Source organism: Pseudomonas fildesensis (assembly GCF_001050345.1).
In the GTDB taxonomy this organism is placed as follows: domain Bacteria; phylum Pseudomonadota; class Gammaproteobacteria; order Pseudomonadales; family Pseudomonadaceae; genus Aquipseudomonas; species Aquipseudomonas fildesensis.
In genome coordinates this window covers 1-16,840 of the sequence record NZ_LFMW01000026.1, presented here as the reverse complement: position 1 = coordinate 16,840, position 16,840 = coordinate 1, and the positions used below count along the sequence as shown (strand labels likewise).

General features: G+C 62.2%; 17 protein-coding genes. 6 read left to right on the top strand and 11 right to left on the bottom strand.

Features of this window, described 5'->3' with window-relative positions; all coding sequences use genetic code 11:
• Position 1: 1 nt before the first annotated feature.
• Positions 2-439, bottom strand: coding sequence for an Rrf2 family transcriptional regulator (locus tag ACR52_RS26890; RefSeq protein WP_048731161.1), 438 nt, complete (start codon positions 437-439; stop codon positions 2-4).
• A 145-nt stretch (positions 440-584) separates the two neighbouring features.
• Here ACR52_RS26890 and ACR52_RS26885 point away from each other — a divergent pair, with 145 nt between their 5' ends.
• Both ACR52_RS26885 and ACR52_RS26880 read left to right on the top strand, forming a co-directional pair.
• Entirely contained in the window at positions 585-1,469 is an 885-nt protein-coding gene (locus ACR52_RS26885) for an NAD(P)/FAD-dependent oxidoreductase (RefSeq protein ID WP_048731159.1), read from the top strand.
• Between the two features lie 153 nt (positions 1,470-1,622).
• Positions 1,623-3,311 carry a phospholipase D-like domain-containing protein gene (locus ACR52_RS26880; protein ID WP_048731156.1) on the top strand — a complete coding sequence of 563 codons (1,689 nt, stop codon included), beginning with the start codon at positions 1,623-1,625 and terminating at the stop codon, positions 3,309-3,311.
• A 3-nt stretch (positions 3,312-3,314) separates the two neighbouring features.
• On the opposite strand, the gene gudD is transcribed toward ACR52_RS26880, so the two are convergent.
• Together gudD and ACR52_RS26870 are read right to left on the bottom strand one after the other, a co-directional pair.
• A complete protein-coding gene (gudD, locus tag ACR52_RS26875; protein ID WP_048731154.1) occupies positions 3,315-4,664 on the bottom strand; it encodes a glucarate dehydratase in 1,350 nt (449 codons plus the stop codon).
• A 12-nt stretch (positions 4,665-4,676) separates the two neighbouring features.
• Entirely contained in the window at positions 4,677-6,026 is a 1,350-nt protein-coding gene (locus ACR52_RS26870; RefSeq protein WP_048731151.1) for an MFS transporter, read from the bottom strand.
• Between the two features lie 320 nt (positions 6,027-6,346).
• Between ACR52_RS26870 and ACR52_RS26865 the strand changes: the two genes are divergently transcribed.
• On the top strand, positions 6,347-7,048 hold the full coding sequence (locus ACR52_RS26865) for a FadR/GntR family transcriptional regulator (RefSeq protein WP_152687710.1): 702 nt from the start codon (positions 6,347-6,349) through the stop codon (positions 7,046-7,048).
• A gap of 166 nt (positions 7,049-7,214) precedes the next feature.
• Here the strand turns inward: ACR52_RS26865 and ACR52_RS26860 are convergent, their stop codons facing one another.
• Positions 7,215-7,805, bottom strand: a complete 591-nt coding sequence (locus tag ACR52_RS26860; protein ID WP_236692207.1) for a TetR/AcrR family transcriptional regulator — start codon at positions 7,803-7,805, stop codon at positions 7,215-7,217.
• A 201-nt stretch (positions 7,806-8,006) separates the two neighbouring features.
• On the opposite strand from ACR52_RS26860, the gene ACR52_RS26855 reads away from it, so the two are divergent.
• The gene (locus ACR52_RS26855) at positions 8,007-8,594 is read left to right on the top strand and encodes a LysE family translocator (RefSeq protein ID WP_048731144.1); all 588 of its coding nucleotides are present in this window, start codon (positions 8,007-8,009) and stop codon (positions 8,592-8,594) included.
• Here ACR52_RS26855 and ACR52_RS26850 read toward each other — a convergent pair.
• The 4 genes from ACR52_RS26850 to ACR52_RS26835 form a co-directional block, all read right to left on the bottom strand.
• A complete protein-coding gene (locus ACR52_RS26850; protein ID WP_048731142.1) occupies positions 8,536-9,429 on the bottom strand; it encodes an AraC family transcriptional regulator in 894 nt (297 codons plus the stop codon). The genes ACR52_RS26855 and ACR52_RS26850 overlap by 59 nt on opposite strands.
• A 65-nt stretch (positions 9,430-9,494) precedes the next feature.
• The gene (locus ACR52_RS26845) at positions 9,495-11,957 is read right to left on the bottom strand and encodes a TonB-dependent siderophore receptor (RefSeq protein WP_048731140.1); all 2,463 of its coding nucleotides are present in this window, start codon (positions 11,955-11,957) and stop codon (positions 9,495-9,497) included.
• A gap of 99 nt (positions 11,958-12,056) precedes the next feature.
• Positions 12,057-13,007, bottom strand: a complete 951-nt coding sequence (locus ACR52_RS26840) for a FecR domain-containing protein (RefSeq protein WP_048731139.1) — start codon at positions 13,005-13,007, stop codon at positions 12,057-12,059.
• Positions 13,004-13,525 carry a sigma-70 family RNA polymerase sigma factor gene (locus tag ACR52_RS26835; protein WP_048731138.1) on the bottom strand — a complete coding sequence of 174 codons (522 nt, stop codon included), beginning with the start codon at positions 13,523-13,525 and terminating at the stop codon, positions 13,004-13,006. The genes ACR52_RS26840 and ACR52_RS26835 overlap by 4 nt, the downstream gene beginning before the upstream one ends.
• 164 nt (positions 13,526-13,689) lie before the next feature.
• Here ACR52_RS26835 and ACR52_RS26830 point away from each other — a divergent pair, with 164 nt between their 5' ends.
• A complete protein-coding gene (locus ACR52_RS26830; RefSeq protein WP_048731136.1) occupies positions 13,690-14,244 on the top strand; it encodes a hypothetical protein in 555 nt (184 codons plus the stop codon).
• Between the two features lies 1 nt (position 14,245).
• Here the strand turns inward: ACR52_RS26830 and ACR52_RS26825 are convergent, their stop codons facing one another.
• Positions 14,246-14,671, bottom strand: coding sequence for a GNAT family N-acetyltransferase (locus ACR52_RS26825; protein WP_048731190.1), 426 nt, complete (start codon positions 14,669-14,671; stop codon positions 14,246-14,248).
• A gap of 172 nt (positions 14,672-14,843) precedes the next feature.
• Between ACR52_RS26825 and ACR52_RS26820 the strand changes: the two genes are divergently transcribed.
• Positions 14,844-15,830 (top strand): NAD-dependent epimerase/dehydratase family protein, encoded by a 987-nt coding sequence (locus ACR52_RS26820; RefSeq protein WP_082143260.1) that lies wholly within the window; start codon positions 14,844-14,846, stop codon positions 15,828-15,830.
• On the opposite strand, the gene ACR52_RS26815 is transcribed toward ACR52_RS26820, so the two are convergent.
• Both ACR52_RS26815 and ACR52_RS26810 read right to left on the bottom strand, forming a co-directional pair.
• On the bottom strand, positions 15,742-16,188 hold the full coding sequence (locus ACR52_RS26815; protein WP_048731133.1) for a MerR family transcriptional regulator: 447 nt from the start codon (positions 16,186-16,188) through the stop codon (positions 15,742-15,744). The two genes, ACR52_RS26820 and ACR52_RS26815, sit on opposite strands and share 89 nt — an antisense overlap.
• Positions 16,189-16,216: 28 nt before the next feature.
• On the bottom strand, positions 16,217-16,708 hold the full coding sequence (locus ACR52_RS26810) for a GNAT family N-acetyltransferase (protein ID WP_048731131.1): 492 nt from the start codon (positions 16,706-16,708) through the stop codon (positions 16,217-16,219).
• Positions 16,709-16,840 lie beyond the last annotated feature (132 nt).

The following is a 16,840-nucleotide window of genomic DNA, read 5'->3' as shown; positions in this document are numbered from 1 at the left end:
ATCAAGGCGCCATTGCGATGCGATAACGCTCGTCAAAATCATCCGCCAACTGCGCCAGCGTCACATCGCCCAAGCGCGCCAGCAGCAGCGCCTGGGCCTGGTCGAACGCGTCTGTCAGCGCCGCGTTAACCGCCTGTTCCACCAGGCATTGCGGGTGGTCGGTGGACAAGCCAATGGCAAATATCGACGGTGTACCCAGGGCGCTGTGAATATCCAGCAAGGTGATTTCACTCAAGGGTTTGCCCAGGGTCCAGCCGCCCTGATGGCCTTTCTCCGAGCGTACATAGCCCTTTTCCTTGAGCAGCCCAAGCGTACGCCGCACCACCACCGGGTTGGTGCCGAGCATTTGCGCGATGGTTTCCGAGGTAGCGCGCTCGTCATGGCGGCCCATATGGATCAGCACATGCAGCATGCGCGAGAGTCGGGTGTCGTTTCTCATCAAAAAAATCTCGGATCGATTCGGTTGAAAGTATCGTTCGTAACTAGAAAAGTTGCGAGACCCTTGACGCGCTAATTTTATGTAACTTATGGTGTGTCGTGAAAGCGCGCGGATAACCGCGTGCACCTGATACGGGGTCACTACCATGCTGTATGACGTCATTATCGTGGGCGGCAGCTATGCCGGCCTGTCAGCGGGCCTGCAACTGGCGCGGGCGCGGCGCAAGGTACTGGTGATTGATGCGGGGCAGCGGCGCAACCGGTTTGCGGCCACCTCCCATGGCTTTCTTGGCCAGGATGGCCAGGCGCCGGATGTCATCGCCGCCGAAGGCCGTAGCCAATTGATGGAATACCCGACCGTTACCTGGGTGCAGGACAGCGTGGTCCAGGCCGCCGTGGAGCAGGGCGGTTTCAGCGTGCGTACGCAGTGCAATGGCGAATTCCAGGCGAAACGCCTGATGCTCGCCACCGGGGTGGTCGACGAGTTGCCTGCCATCGAAGGCGTGAAGGAACGCTGGGGCACGCGGGTATTTCACTGCCCTTACTGCCACGGCTATGAACTGGACCAAGGCCGTATCGGTGTATTGGCCGCCTCACCGCTGGCGATGCACCACGCATTGATGTTGCCGGATTGGGGCACCACCACCTTGTTCACCAACGGTGTATTCACGCCGGATGCCGAGCAACAGGCGCAGCTGGATCGGCGGGGCGTCACGGTCGAGCCTGGCGGGGTAGTGCGACTCAGCGGCGAGCGTGCGGATGTGGAATTGGTCGACGGCCGTGTCATCCCGCTCGACGGCGTCTTCACGATGTCGCGCACCCATATCAGCCCGCTGGCACAACAGTTGGGCTGTGAGTTGGCCGACGGCCCCACCGGCGCTTACCTGCACACCAACGAAACCCGCCAGACCTCCGTGGCCGGCGTGTTTGCCTGTGGCGACACCTCCCTCGCCGCCGGCTCCGTGGCGTTGGCGGTGGCAGAGGGCGTGCGCGCCGGAGTGGGCGCGCACTTTTCGCTGATCAGCGGGTGAGTTAAGCCGGGCGAGCGGTTCAAGACATCGTCACCCAGGCGCCAGTGGCTTGATGCGCCGCACGCGCTAGACTCTACTGCACCGCCTCCCAGTGGTGAACGGGCCTCGGCCCCGTCCGAAGTATGGAGGTCTTCCCGCAGAGGAGACGCAACCATGAGCACCGACTTCGAGAGCAAGACCACCTCCCAGGGCTTGACCTTCAAGCTCTATCGCGGCGAGGGTGCAGCGCTGCTGGCCTTCGACCTGGCACCTGACCTGGCCACTGCCGATTTTGTCGGCTTCAGCATCGAAGTGCGTTACCCCGGAGCCAACCACTGGGGCGTGCTGCACAACCGCCTGCACTTCGACTACCCGCCCACACCCGAGCGACCGCGCACTTTTCCCTCCACCGAGGCACCGTTCCAGAAATTCCGCTGGATTCATGTGCCCAGCGAAATACTCGCCGGCTATTACCGCTACCGCGTCACCGCCTGCTACATGGGCGCCGATGGCACGCTGTCCAAGGGCATCGGCGTGGAAGGCCAGGTCTCTCTCGAAGCGCAAACCATCAGCCATTTTGTGAGCATCGGCTTCACCCGTGGCTTTGCGTCATCCCAGGCTTACGGTGATCGTTTCGACAATGAAACGCGCATCCTGCCGCCAGCGCGCTCCGCCCCAGGCGCCTATCTGGAGCTGGACATGGCGCCCTTCGAACGCAATTACCAATGGCTCGGCTTCGAGGCCCGGCAGTTGATTCTGCAAGTGCTCGACCACGTTTCGAATGACCCCGAACTGACCCTCGACGCACTGATCTACGAGAGCAAGGAACCCGACATCCTGCGCCGCCTCGAACAGCTCGGCCCACGCCTGCGCGCAATCATCGATGACCACGGCGACCAGGGCGTCGCCGACAGCTGCGAAAGCCTCAGCGCCGCGCGCTTGAGCGCTGCGGGCGCGCAGATCAAGCGCCTGCATTTTTCCAGTCAGCAGCACAACAAGGTGCTGATCGTGCGGCGCGCGGGCAAGGCGATCCGGGTGCTGGGCGGTTCCACCAACTTCGCCTTGCGCGGCCTGTATATCCAGGCCAATAACGTGCTGCTGTTCGACGACGAAACTGTGGCCGGCAAGTTTGCCGAGGTGTTCGACGCCTATTGGCGTTCGCCGACGACCTTCCGCCAGCACCGGTTGTCGCAGCAATGGTGGGTGGTGCGCGATGAGCCGGGATCGAAAGTCTCGCTGTGCTTCGCGCCCCATGCCGACAGCGCTTTGTCCCTGGACCCCATCGCCGCCAGCATCGAGCAGGCGACCAGTTCGGTGCTGTATTCCGTCGTGTTCCTCAGCCTGATCAACGGCAAGGTGCGCAATGCGCTGGACGAGTTGATGCAGCGCTCGCTGTTCTCCTACGGCGTGGCCCAACGCATCGGCAAGCTGGCGGTGCGCAAGCCGGATGGCTCGGTGGGGTTGCTGCCGTTCGCTTACCTGGCGAGCAATGCGCCGGCGCCGTTCAAGTCGGAGTGGTCGGGCAATGCCGGGAACATGGTGCACAACAAGTTTGTGGTCACCGATTTCAACGGCGCCAACCCCACGGTGTACACCGGCTCATCCAACCTGGCCGGTGGCGGGGAGAAGAACAACGGCGACCACCTGATCCGCATCGAAGACCGCAAGATTGCCTTGGTGTATGCCATCGAGGCGTTGCGCCTGTTTGATCACTTCCACTTTCGGGTCAACGCGAGCAAACCCGGCGCGCTGCAAACCTTGCGCCTGGCCAAACCGCCGGCGGCGGGGGAGAAGCCCTGGTTCGATGCGTACTACCGTCCCGGGCATGTGAAGGCCCGGGATCGGGAGTTGTTCGTCAAATAGACTTCAGCGCACCAGGCACGGGCGTTTGTTATCGAAGGCCCAGCCCGGAATCAAAAACTGCATGGCCACGCTGTCATTGCGCGCGCCCAGGCCCATGCCTTTATACAGTTCGTGGGCGTGGGCCACGGCGTCCATGTCGATATCCACCCCCAGGCCCGGCTTGGCCGGCACTTTGATGTGGCCGTCGATAATCTGCAGCGGCACCTGGGTCAGGCGCTGGCCGTCCTGCCAGATCCAGTGGGTGTCTATCGCAGTGATCTCTCCCGGCGCGGCGGCTGCCACCTGGGTGAACATCGCCAGGGAAATATCAAAGTGATTGTTGGAGTGCGAGCCCCAGGTGAGACCCCATTCGTGGCACATCTGCGCCACCCGCACCGAGCCCTGCATCGTCCAGAAATGCGGGTCGGCGAGGGGGATGTCGACCGCTTGCGACTGGATCGCGTGGCCCATTTCACGCCAGTCGGTGGCGATCATATTGGTGGCGGTGGGCAAGCCGGTGGCGCGGCGGAATTCGGCCATGACCTCACGGCCTGAATAACCGTTTTCGGCACCGCACGGGTCTTCGGCGTAGGCCAGAACGTGATGCTGGTCGCGGCACAGGGCGATGGCTTCCTTGAGCGACCAGGCGCCGTTCGGGTCCAGCGTGATACGTGCATCGGGGAAGCGTTCGGCCAGGGCCGTCACCGCTTCGATTTCTTCGGCTCCGCGCAGCACGCCGCCCTTGAGCTTGAAGTCGTTGAAACCGTACTTGGCCTTGGCGGCTTCGGCCAGGCGCACGATGGCGTCCGGGGTCATGGCTTGCTCGTGGCGCAGGCGGAACCAGTCGTCGGCATCGGCTTCGCTGCGGTAGGCCAGGTCGGTCTGCTGGCGGTCGCCAATATAGAACAGGTAACCGAGCATCTTCACCGCGTCGCGCTGCTGGCCTTCGCCGAGCAGCGCGGCCACCGGCACGTCGAGGAACTGGCCGAGCAGGTCGAGCAGCGCGGCTTCCATCGCGGTGACGGCGTGGATGGTGATGCGCAGATCAAACGTCTGCAGGCCACGCCCGGCGCTGTCCCGTGCGGCGAAGGTGCGGCGCATCGAATTGAGGATGCTCTGGTACTGGCCGATAGGCTTGCCGATCACCAGGCTGCGCGCGTCTTCCAGGGTTTCGCGGATGCGTTCGCCGCCCGGCACTTCACCCACGCCGATATGCCCGGCGCTGTCTTTGAGAATCACGATATTGCGCGTAAAAAACGGCCCGTGAGCGCCGCTGAGGTTGAGCAGCATGCTGTCGTGGCCGGCCACCGGGATCACTTCCAGGTGGGTGACGACCGGGGCGTTGTTGGCGTGGTGCTGTTGTTCGGTGTTCATCAAAAGTCTTCCTTATTTGCTCAAGGCCGGGGCAGGGTGCAGCACGCTAGGGGTGTTCGCGGCGGGCAGGGTCTTGGCGAAAAACACCAGGACCGCGGCGAGGATCGAGGTGCCCGCCAGGCCATACAAACCGCCCTGGATCGACCCGGTGGTCTGCTCCAGGAAACCGAAGGTGGTCGGCGCGACAAACCCGCCGAGGTTGCCGATGGAGTTGATCAACGCGATCACCGCTGCCGCGATGCGCGCATCCAGGTAGCCCTGGGGAATCGGCCAGAACAGCGACGAAGCCGACTTGAAGCCGATCGCGGCAAAACAGATCGCCACGAAGGCAAACACCGGCCCGCCGGTAGTGGAGAAGAACATCCCCGCCGCCGCAATCAACAGCGCCGTGGCCACCCATGCCTGCTGGTGCTTGTACTTGCCGGCCAGGGCTGCGAACGAATACATCGCGATGATCGAGATCAGCCATGGGATCGAGTTGTAGAAGCCGACCTGGATGTCACTCATGTTGCCCATCTTCTTGATGATGCTCGGCAGCCAGAAGGTGGCGGCGTAGATGGTCAGCTGAATGCAGAAGTACAGCGCGCAGAACAGCATGATCTGGCGGTCCTTGAGCAGCTTGCCCAGGCTCGGCTTGACCGTGGTGGCGGCGTCACGCTCGCGTTGTTCGCGGTCGATTTCACCCACCAGCGCGTCCTGCTCCTCGCGGCTGAGCCATTTGGCGTCGTGGGGGTTGGAGTCCAGCCAGAACCACACGAAGAAGCACAGCAGCACCGAGGCCATGCCTTCGATGATGTACATCCATTGCCAGCCGTGCAGGCCCAGCCCGGTGATTTGCAGCAGCACACCGGAAAGCGGGCCGGAGATCAACGATGCCAGGGCAGAGCCGCTGAGGAAGATCGCAATCGCCTTGCCACGCTCAACGCCGGGTAACCAGCGGGTGAAGTAGTAGATCACCCCCGGAAAGAACCCGGCCTCGGCCACGCCCAGCAGAAAACGCAGGATGTAGAAGTGGGTTTCGTTCTGGATGAAGGCCATCAGTGTGGCGGTGATGCCCCAGGTGAACATGATGCGGGTCAGCCAGATACGCGCGCCGACTTTTTGCAGGAGCATGTTGGAGGGCACTTCGAACAGCGCATAACCGATGAAGAACAAGCCGGCACCGAAGCCGTAGGCGGCTGCGCCGATGCCCAGGTCGTGTTCCATGTGGGTGCGCACAAAGCCGATATTGACGCGGTCGATGTAGTTGACGATGAACATGATCACGAACAGTGGGAGCACATGGCTCTTCACCTTTTTGATCGCGCGGGCCAGGACGGGGTCGAGAGCAGGCGCAGCTGTCGCAGGGCTGGAAGGGGTCACGAGGTAGAACTCCCACTGATTATTGTTGTGCGGGGATGGGTTCAGGGTTGCCGGTGTTGTCTGACAACTTGATAGACATCATACAACTATGATTTTCAAAGTGGCAACGGGAATTTGAGCTGACGCGATCCCTGCAGGAACCGGATTACCGGCTAAAGCCCACAAAGGCTGCGCTATTACTGGGCCTTCGCGTTACCGTTAACGGTCATGGCCGGCAAGCCGACTCCTACAGGGATGTGTGCATTATTTGTTTGTTGTCATACAAGTAGGTGGCCGGCAGGGATGCTAGTATTGCCGGGGTCTTTTCGATGGAATTACCGATGCTCACCGACACCCCGCGCAAGCGTTCCCAGGGCCTGGCCCACGACATCGTCACCGCGCTCACCCAGCGCATCCTCCTCGGTCAGATGGCAGCGGGCGAGAAGCTGCCCTCCGAATCCGCCATCGTCGGCGAGTACGGCGTCAGTCGCACGGTGGTGCGCGAGGCGCTGTCGAAATTGCAGGCGGCCGGGCTGGTGGAAACCCGGCATGGGGTGGGCACGTTTGTGCTGGCGCGCGATCAACGCCAAGGGCTGCACCTGACCCACGACACGGCTGTCAGCGTGCGTGGCATTCTTGAATTGCGCATGGGCCTGGAAACCCAGGCCGCCGCCCTGGCCGCGTTGCGCCGCACCGACGCGCAATTGCAGCAGATGCGCCAGGCCCTCGACGATTACCAGGATTCACTCAGTAACCATGACAGCAGCGTCGAACCGGATGTGCGCTTTCACCAGTTGATTGCCCAAGCCACCGGCAACACCTACTTCACCGACGTGATCCACCACCTGGGCAACTCGGTGATCCCGCGTTCGCGCATCAATGCCCAGGAGCGCGGCGATGCCGACCTGATGAAGCTCGGCCAGTTGGCCAACCTTGAACACGAAGCGATCCTCAAAGCCATCCGCCGCCAGGATCCGGACGCAGCGCGCGCGGCGATGCTGCTGCATTTGAGCAACAGCCTGGAGCGTATGACGGGCGAATAATCAACTCTGCGGGCGGCAAAAATCCAAAATGCGGGAGCGGGCCTATTGTGGCGAGGGAGCTTGCTGTGGCAAGGGAGCTTGCTCCCGTTCGACAGCGTAGCTGGAGCCGGCTTTTGGGGGCGCTTCGCACCCCAGCGCAAGCAAGCTTGCTCGCCACAGATGAATTTCAGTCAGTCTGGGGGGGATTTACCAGTTGCTCGAACAGCGGCACCAACAAATCAATCAACACCTGCGGATCAGCCTTGGCCAGCGCCGACAATTCCAGCATCTGGCGCATCACCTGAAACCCCGACACCAACGCCATCACCAGCGCGGCACGTTCTTGGTGATGCGCGCCCTTGAGCGCAGCCGCCAGGGTCGCCTGATGACCTTTTTCCACCTGCTCGCGGCCGATCACCGCTGCGCGTTTGCTCGACGCCGAATGCAGCATGATCAGGAACCCTTCCAGCGGTGTGCTGCCGGTGTCGGTGATGCTCACCAGCGCCGTGGCGAGGGTGCGGCCAAGGTTTTCTGTGCCGAGGCTGCCTTCGGTGAGGGTGATCGGGCCGGCCATGGCGTCGGCGATCACTTCGGCAAACAGCTGCTCCTTGGAGTCGAAGTAGCGGTTGACCAGCATTTCCGTCACCCCTGCACCCGCTGCGATTTCGCGCACTTCGGCACCGTCATAACCTGACCGGGCAAACGTTTTGCGCGCAGACAACAAAATGGCGTCGCGGGTGACGGCGGCATCGCGCCGGCGGGGAATCGGGTTTGGCATTGGCATCCTGACGTGGTTGGAATCTGTGGGTACGCAGCAGTCGCGCGCCGACAGGGTACAGGGACTCTTTGCTGTCGAGAAAGCCCGCTTGTACACGTGCGAAAAATATCTAAAGGCTGAGGGGCATTTTGTTCAATACCGTGATCGCTTTGCCCTTTACCGTGAAGTCATCTTCGCTTGGCATCACAAAAAGGAACTGCAATGAGCTTGATCATTTCCATGGCGGCCTTCGCCCTGGCCACCTCCATCACGCCGGGACCGGTAAATGTGGTGGCCCTGAGTTCGGGCGCGCGCTTCGGTTTTTCCGCCAGCCAGAAACACGTGCTCGGCGCCGCCGCAGGCTTTACCGTGTTGCTGGTGCTGATCGGCCTGGGACTGCATGAAGTGCTCGTGCGCTGGCCACTATTGACCCAGTTGATCCAGTGGGGCGGGGTGGCCTTTCTGCTGTACATGGCCTGGAAACTGGCGGTGGACGATGGCCGGCTCGAAGCCGAAGGCACCGCTACGGCGCCATCGATGCTCTACGGCGCAATCATGCAATGGCTCAACCCCAAGGCCTGGCTGGCCTGCGTGGCGGGGATGGGTTTGTTTGTGGCCGATGGCGACGCCGCACAGGTGTGGCTGTTTGCGGCGATCTACCTGGTGATCTGCTACCTGTCGGTGGCGTGCTGGGCGTATGCCGGTACGTTCTTGCGGCGTTACCTGAGCAACCCGGGTGGCGTGCGGTTGTTCAACCGCTCAATGGCCGCGTTGCTGGTGGCCAGTGTGGGTTATTTACTGATGGCTTGAGCCGGTCGCGGTATTGCCCCGGCGTTGCGGCGAAATGCTGTTTGAAGGCACGCTGGAAATGCGCCTGGTCGGCGAAGCCTGAGGCCAGCGCCACATCGGCGATCAGCTCGCCGTTGCGTAACTGGGTGCGGGCAAACTGGATGCGCTGGTTCACCAGGAAGGCATGGGGTGTCAGCCCGTAATACTGCTTGAACGCGCGGATCAAGTAGGACGGCGACAGCTCGGCCGCGACGCAAATGTCTTCCAGCTTCAGAGCCTGGGTACAGTGCTCGCGGATGTATTCGGCGGCGTGTTCCAGTTTGTGGTTGACCTCACGCACCGGGGTCTGCGACGGGTTCAGGCGTTGCTGAACCTCCGTGAAATAACTCACCAGCGCGCTCTGTTTTTGCAGCAGCTCAGCGTGTTCATCCAACAGTGTCCGGTACAGCTCGATCAAACCGTTGTACAGCACGGCGTCTTGCGTGTGGGGTGTGTTGAACGGCCGGTAACCCTGATCGGTGCTGAAACCCAGTTGGTATTGCAGGTCGGTCAGCCAGGGCGTGTCGAGGTACAGCATGTGATACGACCAGGGCTGGTCGTGGATGGGATTGCAGGCATGCACGTCGCCTGGGTTCATCAGCACCACCGTGCCGGCGCTGATCTCGAAGGTCTGCGCGCCGTAGTGGTAATAGCTGCACCCGGTGGTGATTGCGCCAATGGAAAAATGCTCGTGGGCGTGACGGGTGTAAGTGACCTTGCGCCCGTCAGCGATGGTGCGCGCTTCGATGAACGGCAGGCGCTCGTCACGCCAGAAGCGCGGCGCGTGCGCAGGGTGAGCGGTGGTGTTCAGCGACATGGCGGTGGCTCCATCCCTCGAGAGATCGAGGGAGGATCATTGCACAGACGGCCCGGGATTTCAGCCTAGAAGTCCCACTTGGTCGCCAGTTGCAGGCTGCGCGGTTCGCCGTAGAAGCCGGTGCCGAAGTTACCCAGGCCCGTGTAGTACTTTTTGTCGAACAGGTTCTTCACGTTCAGCGTGGTGCTCAGGTGCTCGTTGAAACGGTAGCGCGCCATCAGGTCGACCAGGTAGTAGCTGTCCTGGGTGATGCGCGCGTACTGGCCGAAGTTGACCGTGTCGTTCGGGTTGGGCTGGAATACATTGCCGAAGAACTCGCTCTGCCAGTTCACGCCGCCGCCCACGGTCACGTTCTCCAGCGCGCCGGGCAGGCGATAGGAACTGAACAGGCGCACCACCTGTTGTGGCGTGGTGGTTTGCAGCACCGAGCTGTACACGTAGCCGTTGTTGGCGTCGCGGGTGTGCTGGTAGGTGTAGCCGGCCGAAACATTCCAGCCGTCCAGCACTTCACCCGACAGCTCTGCCTCGAAGCCTTTGGTGGTGGCGCCGGCAATTGGGCGGTACACCGAATCGGTCTCGAAGCCCGAGACGTACTCGGCGACGTTGTCCTGCTCGATCCGGAACGCGGCAAAACTGGCGTTCAGGCGGCCATCGTAAAACGCGGCCTTGAGCCCCGCTTCGTAGGTGTCGCCTTCGATCGGGTCGAGCAGTTTGCGGTCGGCATCCTTGCTGTTTTGTGGGCGATAGATCTGGGTGTAGCTGGTGTACACCGACCAGGTGTCGTTGAGGTCGTAGACGATCCCGGCATAGGGCGTGACCACACCGCTCTGGCGGTAGGTGGTGCGGTTGTCGGCCTTGGTCGGGTCGTAGAAATCGGTGTTGTCGGTGCTGCTGAAGGTGCTGACTCGCGTACCGAGAATCACCGACAGGTCATCCGTGGGTTTCAGGCGTGTCGCAATGTAGGCGCCGGTCTGGCGTTGCACGATATCGTTCTGGCCGCTGCGCGCAATGTCCGGTTTGGCGTACTCGCCGTGCCAGTCGAAAATGCTGCCGCCCACCGGTGGGTAGATCGACCCGTAGACCGGCACATCCTGCTTCGAACGCGTGGCCATAAAACCCATGATCAACTCGTGCTCACGGCCCAGCAGGCTGAACGGCCCGCTGAGGTTGACGTCCAGGGTATTTTGCACCTGGTCGCCCTTGTACTTGCCCATGAACATATACATGTTCTCGCCGCTGACCGGGTCCGGGTTGCCGCCACTGGCGGAGGCGAGCAGGGTGTCGTGCTGGCTGCGTTTGCGGTCGAGGCTGACCTTGAGCGACCAGTCGTTCGCCAGTTTCTGTTGCACCGAGGCGAACAGGGTCTGGTTCTGGAAATCGCGGCGGCTCCAGTCGGCGGCCGGATTGAACGAGCGCGAGAAGTTCGTGCGTGAACCGTCGCTGAAAAACATCGGGAAACCGGTCCAACTGGCGCCGCGTGAGCGGGTGTCTTGCTGGTCGATGCCGAAGGTCAGCAGGGTGTCGGGCGTCAGGTCCGCTTCAAGGATGCCGTAGGCGATGTCCTTGGTGTTCTGGTAGTGGTCCAGGTACGACTGGCGGTCCTGATACACGCCGACAAAGCGCCCGCGCACGTTGCCCGACTCGGTCAAGGGCCCGGAGATATCGCCTTCGGTGCGGTAGTTGTCCCACGAGCCGAAGGTTTGGGTGACCGAGGCCTTGAACGCTTTGGTGGGCTTTTTGCGGATCAGGTTGACCGTGGCCGACGGGTCGCCCGAACCGCTCAACAAGCCCGCCGAACCCTTGATGATTTCCAAATGGTCATACACCGCCATGTCGGTGCTGGTGGTGCCGTAGTCATACACGCCGTCGTAGGTGGAGTTGACGCCGTCGTACTGGAAATTGGTGATAGGCAGGCCCCGGCTGGAAAACTCCCAGCGTTCGCTGTCGTAGTTCTGCACGCTCACGCCGGGCGCGCGGCGCAGGGTGTCGGCGATGCTGTTGGAACCCTGGTCGTCCATCTGCTGGCGGGTGATCACGGTGACTGACTGTGGGGTTTCGCGCATCGACAGCGGCAAGCCGGTGGCCGAGGCCATGGAACCTGTCGTGTAGGAGCGGGTGTCTTCGGTGGTCGCGCCCAGGTCCTGGCCGGAAATCGTCGTGGCAGCCAGCTCCAGGGCGCCGGTGTTGGCTGGGACCTGTTCGAGTACATAGCCGTTGTTGCCCTGGGGCAAGGCCTGCAAACCGCTGCCCTGCAGCAGGCGCTGCAAACCGGCGGCCGGGGTGTAGCTGCCATTCATGCCGGGGCTGGTTTTGCCGGCGGCGAGGTTGTTATGGCCGGCGATAAAAATGCCCGACTGCTCGGCGAAGCTGTTCAGCACGCTGACCAGCGAGCCTGCGGCGATGCGATAACTGCGCGCGGCTTCCTGGTTCGAGGGCGACTCTGCGGCGTACACCATGGGTGCGCCGAGGCAAAACAGCGAGGTGGCCAGCGCCAGTGGGCGCAGCGCGAAGCGGGCAGGTTGCGACATGAAGGAGTGTCCCTTTGGATCAAATCGATCGGCGAAATAGAAGCGTCTGCAGGGTTAACCGAGCGAGTTTTAAAAAGGGGAACTGGCGATTGAATTTTTTTACTGCGGCCCGACGCTGACCCACCACGGCATCGGCCTGTCGACACGAATCGGCAATGCCGCTTGCAGCAGATGCAAGGCGTGGTCGCTGTCCTTGAGCGGGAACGAGCCCATCACCGGCAACTGCGCCACCGCCGGGTCGCAGCCCAGGTGGCCGGGGCGATAGCGGTTGAGCTCGGCGATCAGTTGGCCGAGCGGCAGGTTGTCGGCCAGCAACACACCACGGCTCCAGGCCTCGCGGGCGGGGGAGGCGGTGGCCACACTGTTGAAACCGTCGCGGGTGAACGAGACCTGCTGGCCGGCTTCAATAATGCGCAACTGTTGGCTGGAGGTCTGTACTTGAACGCGGCCTTCGAACACGTTGAGCTGGGTGTGATTGTCGCCTTGCACCACGCTGAACCGAGTGCCCAGTGCGTGCATGCGGCCCTGTTCGGTCTCCACCCGAAACGGGCGGCTGGGGTCCTTGGCCGTGTCGATCAACACCTCGCCAAAGCGCAGCTGCAGCAAGCGCTGCACTGCATCAAAACGCACATCCAACGCGCTCAAAGCGTTCAGCCACACATGGCTGCCATCGGCGAGCAGTGCGTCGCGGGTCTCGCCGCTGGCGGTCGCATAGTCGGCGCTCCAACCGCCCACCAGCCGAGGCAGGGCGGTGTTGCGCCACGTGCCCCAGGCCAGCGTCGAACCGGCGCACAGCACCAACAGGGTCTTGAGCGTCTGGCGTCGCGAGCTGCGCAAGGCACGGCTGGCGCCATGGGGTTGTTCCATCAACGGCGCAAACCGCTGGCTGACCCGCTGCACATACTGCCAGGCCGCCAAATGCTCGGGGTTTTGCATAACCCAGGTCTGCCAGCGCTGCTGCTCCAGCGCGCTGCCCTGGTCCTGCAGCCGCACGTACCACTGCGCGGCCTGTTCCAGGCTGGCGTGGCTGAGCTTGCCGGGGGTGGTCATTGCACCAGCATCCCGTCGAGTTCGGCTTCCAGGATCGCGCAGTGCAGCAGGGCCTGGGCCATGTACTTCTTGACCATGCGCTCGCACACACCGAGCTGCACGGCGATCTGTTTGTAGGGCAGGCCGTGCAACTGCGCGAGCAGGAAGGCTTCACTGACCTTCTTCGGCAGGCGCGCGAGCATGGCGTCCACTTCGTAAAGCGTCTCAACGATGATCGCCCGTTGCTCCGGCGACGGCTGCAGCGCTTCTGGCCCCTCGGCCAGGGTTTGCAGCCAGGCACGTTCCAGCTGGCGACGGCGCCAGTGGTCGATGCACAAGCCGCGCGCGATGGTGGCCAGGTACGAGCGTTGGCGCACGTGGTCGGTCTCGGCCAACGGGCGGCTGAGCAGGCGGATAAACGTGTCGTGGGCCAGGTCGGCGGCCTCCCAGCGGTCGTTCAGGCGTCTGCGCAACAGGCCTAGCAACCAGCCGTGGTGGGTGCCGTAGAGGTGGGTAAAGGAGGTCGACACGCTGTTCATCCCGCGCAAAAAGATTCGCGTAAATAAGAATTGGTCGCGATTAAAGCAAAGCGTCGGGCCGTGCGCAAATGATATTGGTTTGCTATTGGCGGCGGTGTTGCATCGGTTAAAGAAATCAGCATTGATGTCGATATGATCTCATCGCCCACAAGGACCGTTACCCGATGAAACTGCTGAAACTCGCCGTCGCACTCACTTTTCCACTGCTCGGCGCTTGCTCCGACTACCACTACAAAAACTACCAGGGCGACTGGGCCCCGGAAAAACTCCACCCCATCGACCTCTCCAACGGCACTCCCAACCCCGCGCTGGTGTACTTCGACACCTGGCGTGAGCGTGAGCTCGGCGTGCCGTTTCACCGCCTGGCCCTGGCCTTTGAAGTCGACGGCGTCACCTTGCCCGGCGCTGGCCGCCACTCGATCCTCAACGTCACCGGTGAACAGGCGTTGAAACTCGCCCCCGGCAAACACTCGCTGCGCTGGTGCAACGTGTCGATGAACGCCCTGGGCACCGGCGGCGCGTTTTGCAACGAAGGCGCGGACGACGTGGAATTCAAGGCCGGGCAGCGTTACGTGGTGACGTACCGCCTGACCGCCAGCACCAAAGGTGTGGGGCCGAACTACAGCACGGCGTACCGGACTTATTCGAGCATCAGGAATCTGGATACGCAGGAGGTGATCTATCCGCCTGCGGGCACCGGAACACTGAATCCCCTTTGATTCAGAGCGTTTTGGACAGAAACACCCGGCTGCAACCTTCTGGCTCACACGGCAGCTCGCCAAATTTTGTCCAGCCCTGCTTCTCGTAAAATCCCGGCGCCTGGAAGCTGAGGGTGTACAGCACCGCACTAAGGCAACCCCGACGACGGGCTTCGTCTTCGAAGGCTTGTAGCAACCGGCTGCCGATGCCTGAACCGCGCAGCGTGTCGGGCAAGTGGAAGAGGTCGAGGAAGGCCATACCGAACGCGGTTCTGCCGGTGATGCCACCGACAACGTCCTGGGTGTGAGGGTCTTTGACCAGTACGCTCAGCGGGCGTCGGTCATGATAGCCGGTGGCTTGTTCGTTGAACGCCGCCAGGCCGTCACCGAGGATGCGCTCGGCATCGGGGTTGGGTTGGTCGCTGATTTCAATGACGGGGTGCTGTATCACGTTGGATTCCTTGTTGTGCCAGGGGGCGTTCTCAATCAGTTTTCCCGCCGCGCCGGGGAAACTGATTGAGAGCGCCCCCTAGGCTTGACTCTGTCCCAAGGGACAGACTTTATGCTTTTTTCGCTGCGCCCGCCGCAGGGTTTTCTACGCGAAAAAAGGAACGTAAAGCATGTTGTGTCTGGTGACGGGTGCCAATGGGCATCTGGGAAATACCCTGGTCAGGGAGCTGCTCAAGCAAGGTCACACCGTGCGCGCGGGTGTGCGCAACATTCACAATCGGGCGCCATTCACCGGGCTTGGGTGTGAGTGGGTGTATGCCGAGTTGCGGGATGAGCCCGCGATGCTCAAGGCGCTGGAAGGGGTGGAGGTGTTGTTTCAGGTGGCTGCGGTGTTCAAACACTGGGCCAGGCACCCCGAGGCAGACATCATCGAGCCCAATGTGCAGGGCACCCGTACCGTGCTGCAGGCCGCCAGCCGTGCGGGGGTCAAGCGCGTGGTCTATGTAAGCTCGGTGGCGGCGGTCGGTCATGACGGCAGCCCATTGGATGAAGAACACTGGAACCCAGGCTCCGATAACGCCTACTACCGCTCCAAAATCCTTGCTGAACGCATGGCGTGGCACACCGCTGAGGCGCTGGGGCTATGGATGGTGTCGGTGCTGCCCTCGGCCATGGTCGGCCCGAATGCCGGCCGCTTGACCGACACCCTGGGCTTTCTGCAAGCGGTCAAGGATCGCAAGCTGCCACTGGACCCAGGGTTTCACTTCAACTTCGTGGATGTACGCGACGTGGCGATCGGCATGCTGCTCGCTGCGCAGAAGGGCCGTGCAGGCCAGCGCTACATTTTGGCCAACCAACACTCATCCTCCCTTGCCGACTTGACCCACCTGCTGGGCTACCGCCTGCCACCTCCCGCGCCACGTTGGCTGCTGATCGGTATCGCCTGGCTGCAAGAGCGCGGCGCACACCTGACGGGCAAACCTGCTCAGCTCATGCTCAGCCAGGTGCGCCTGTTCCATAACGTGCGCCAGGAATACAGCATCGCCAAGGCCAGGGCAGAATTGGGATTCAACCCCCGCCCCCCGCAGCAGGCCTTGCGCGAGGCATTTGCTTATCTGGACAGGCAACCGCTTCAACCGTATGAGGCGCCGGTGTGAGTGGCGTGCCGAACAGTTCATTCATCTGGCACTTGAGCCCGGCCAGCTGCACGTCCAACGCCTGCAACTCGCGGATTCTGGCGTTTACATCCAGGCGCTTGGTATCGATGGCTTCGTTGGCCAACGCCAGCGGGAAAGCCCTCAGCGCCCGCTTGGCGGCAATCAACGGCCCCATCTCCGCCAACTTGAAGCCCGCGGCCTGAGCCTTGCGGACCAGGTGCACCATCTGCACATGGTGCGCGTCGTACACACGGTAGCGACCACTGCGCTGGGGCTCGTTGATCAACCCCATTTGCTCGTACAGCCGGATGGCTTTCGGGGTGCAGCCGGTCAGGTGGGCGATTTGTCCGATGAACATCGAGGCAGTCCTTTGCGAGGTTACAGCGTTAGAGGTCCATCACCATCTCATGCCACGCCATCCCGCCATGGTCCGACGCCGACGGCTGCACATAGCGATAGCCCATGCGCTTATACAACTCCACATGACGGTCTTTGCACATCAAGTGAATCGTCTGCTTGCCCATCGCCCGCATGCGCTGCACAAACTCGGTCATCAACGCCGTGGAATAGCCCTTGCCCTGATACGCCGGGTCGACCACCACCGACATGATCACCACATTCGGCGCCTCGGGTGAATGGCCTACCAACTCCTTGAAGGCTTCGTCCGACATCACCACGTCATGGGCGCAGCCACAGTTGATAAACCCCACCACCTCGCCCTCGGCTTTCAGGATCAGAAAGCCTTCCGGATACAGCGCAATGCGCGTGGCGATCTTTTCCAGGGTCGCGGCTTCGTCGCCTTCGTAGGCGGTGGTTTCGATTTCAAAACAACGGGCGGCGTCGGCGGGGAGGGCGTTGCGGAAGGTGAGGGCGGGCATGGCGAATCCTGGGGCGTTAAGCGAAAGGCCACATCATAGAGAAACCTCCCCCCCGAGCAACACAAATCCCCAATTGAACACACCCTTTTGTGGCGAGCGGGCTTGCCCCGCGTTGGGTGGCGAAGCCGCCCC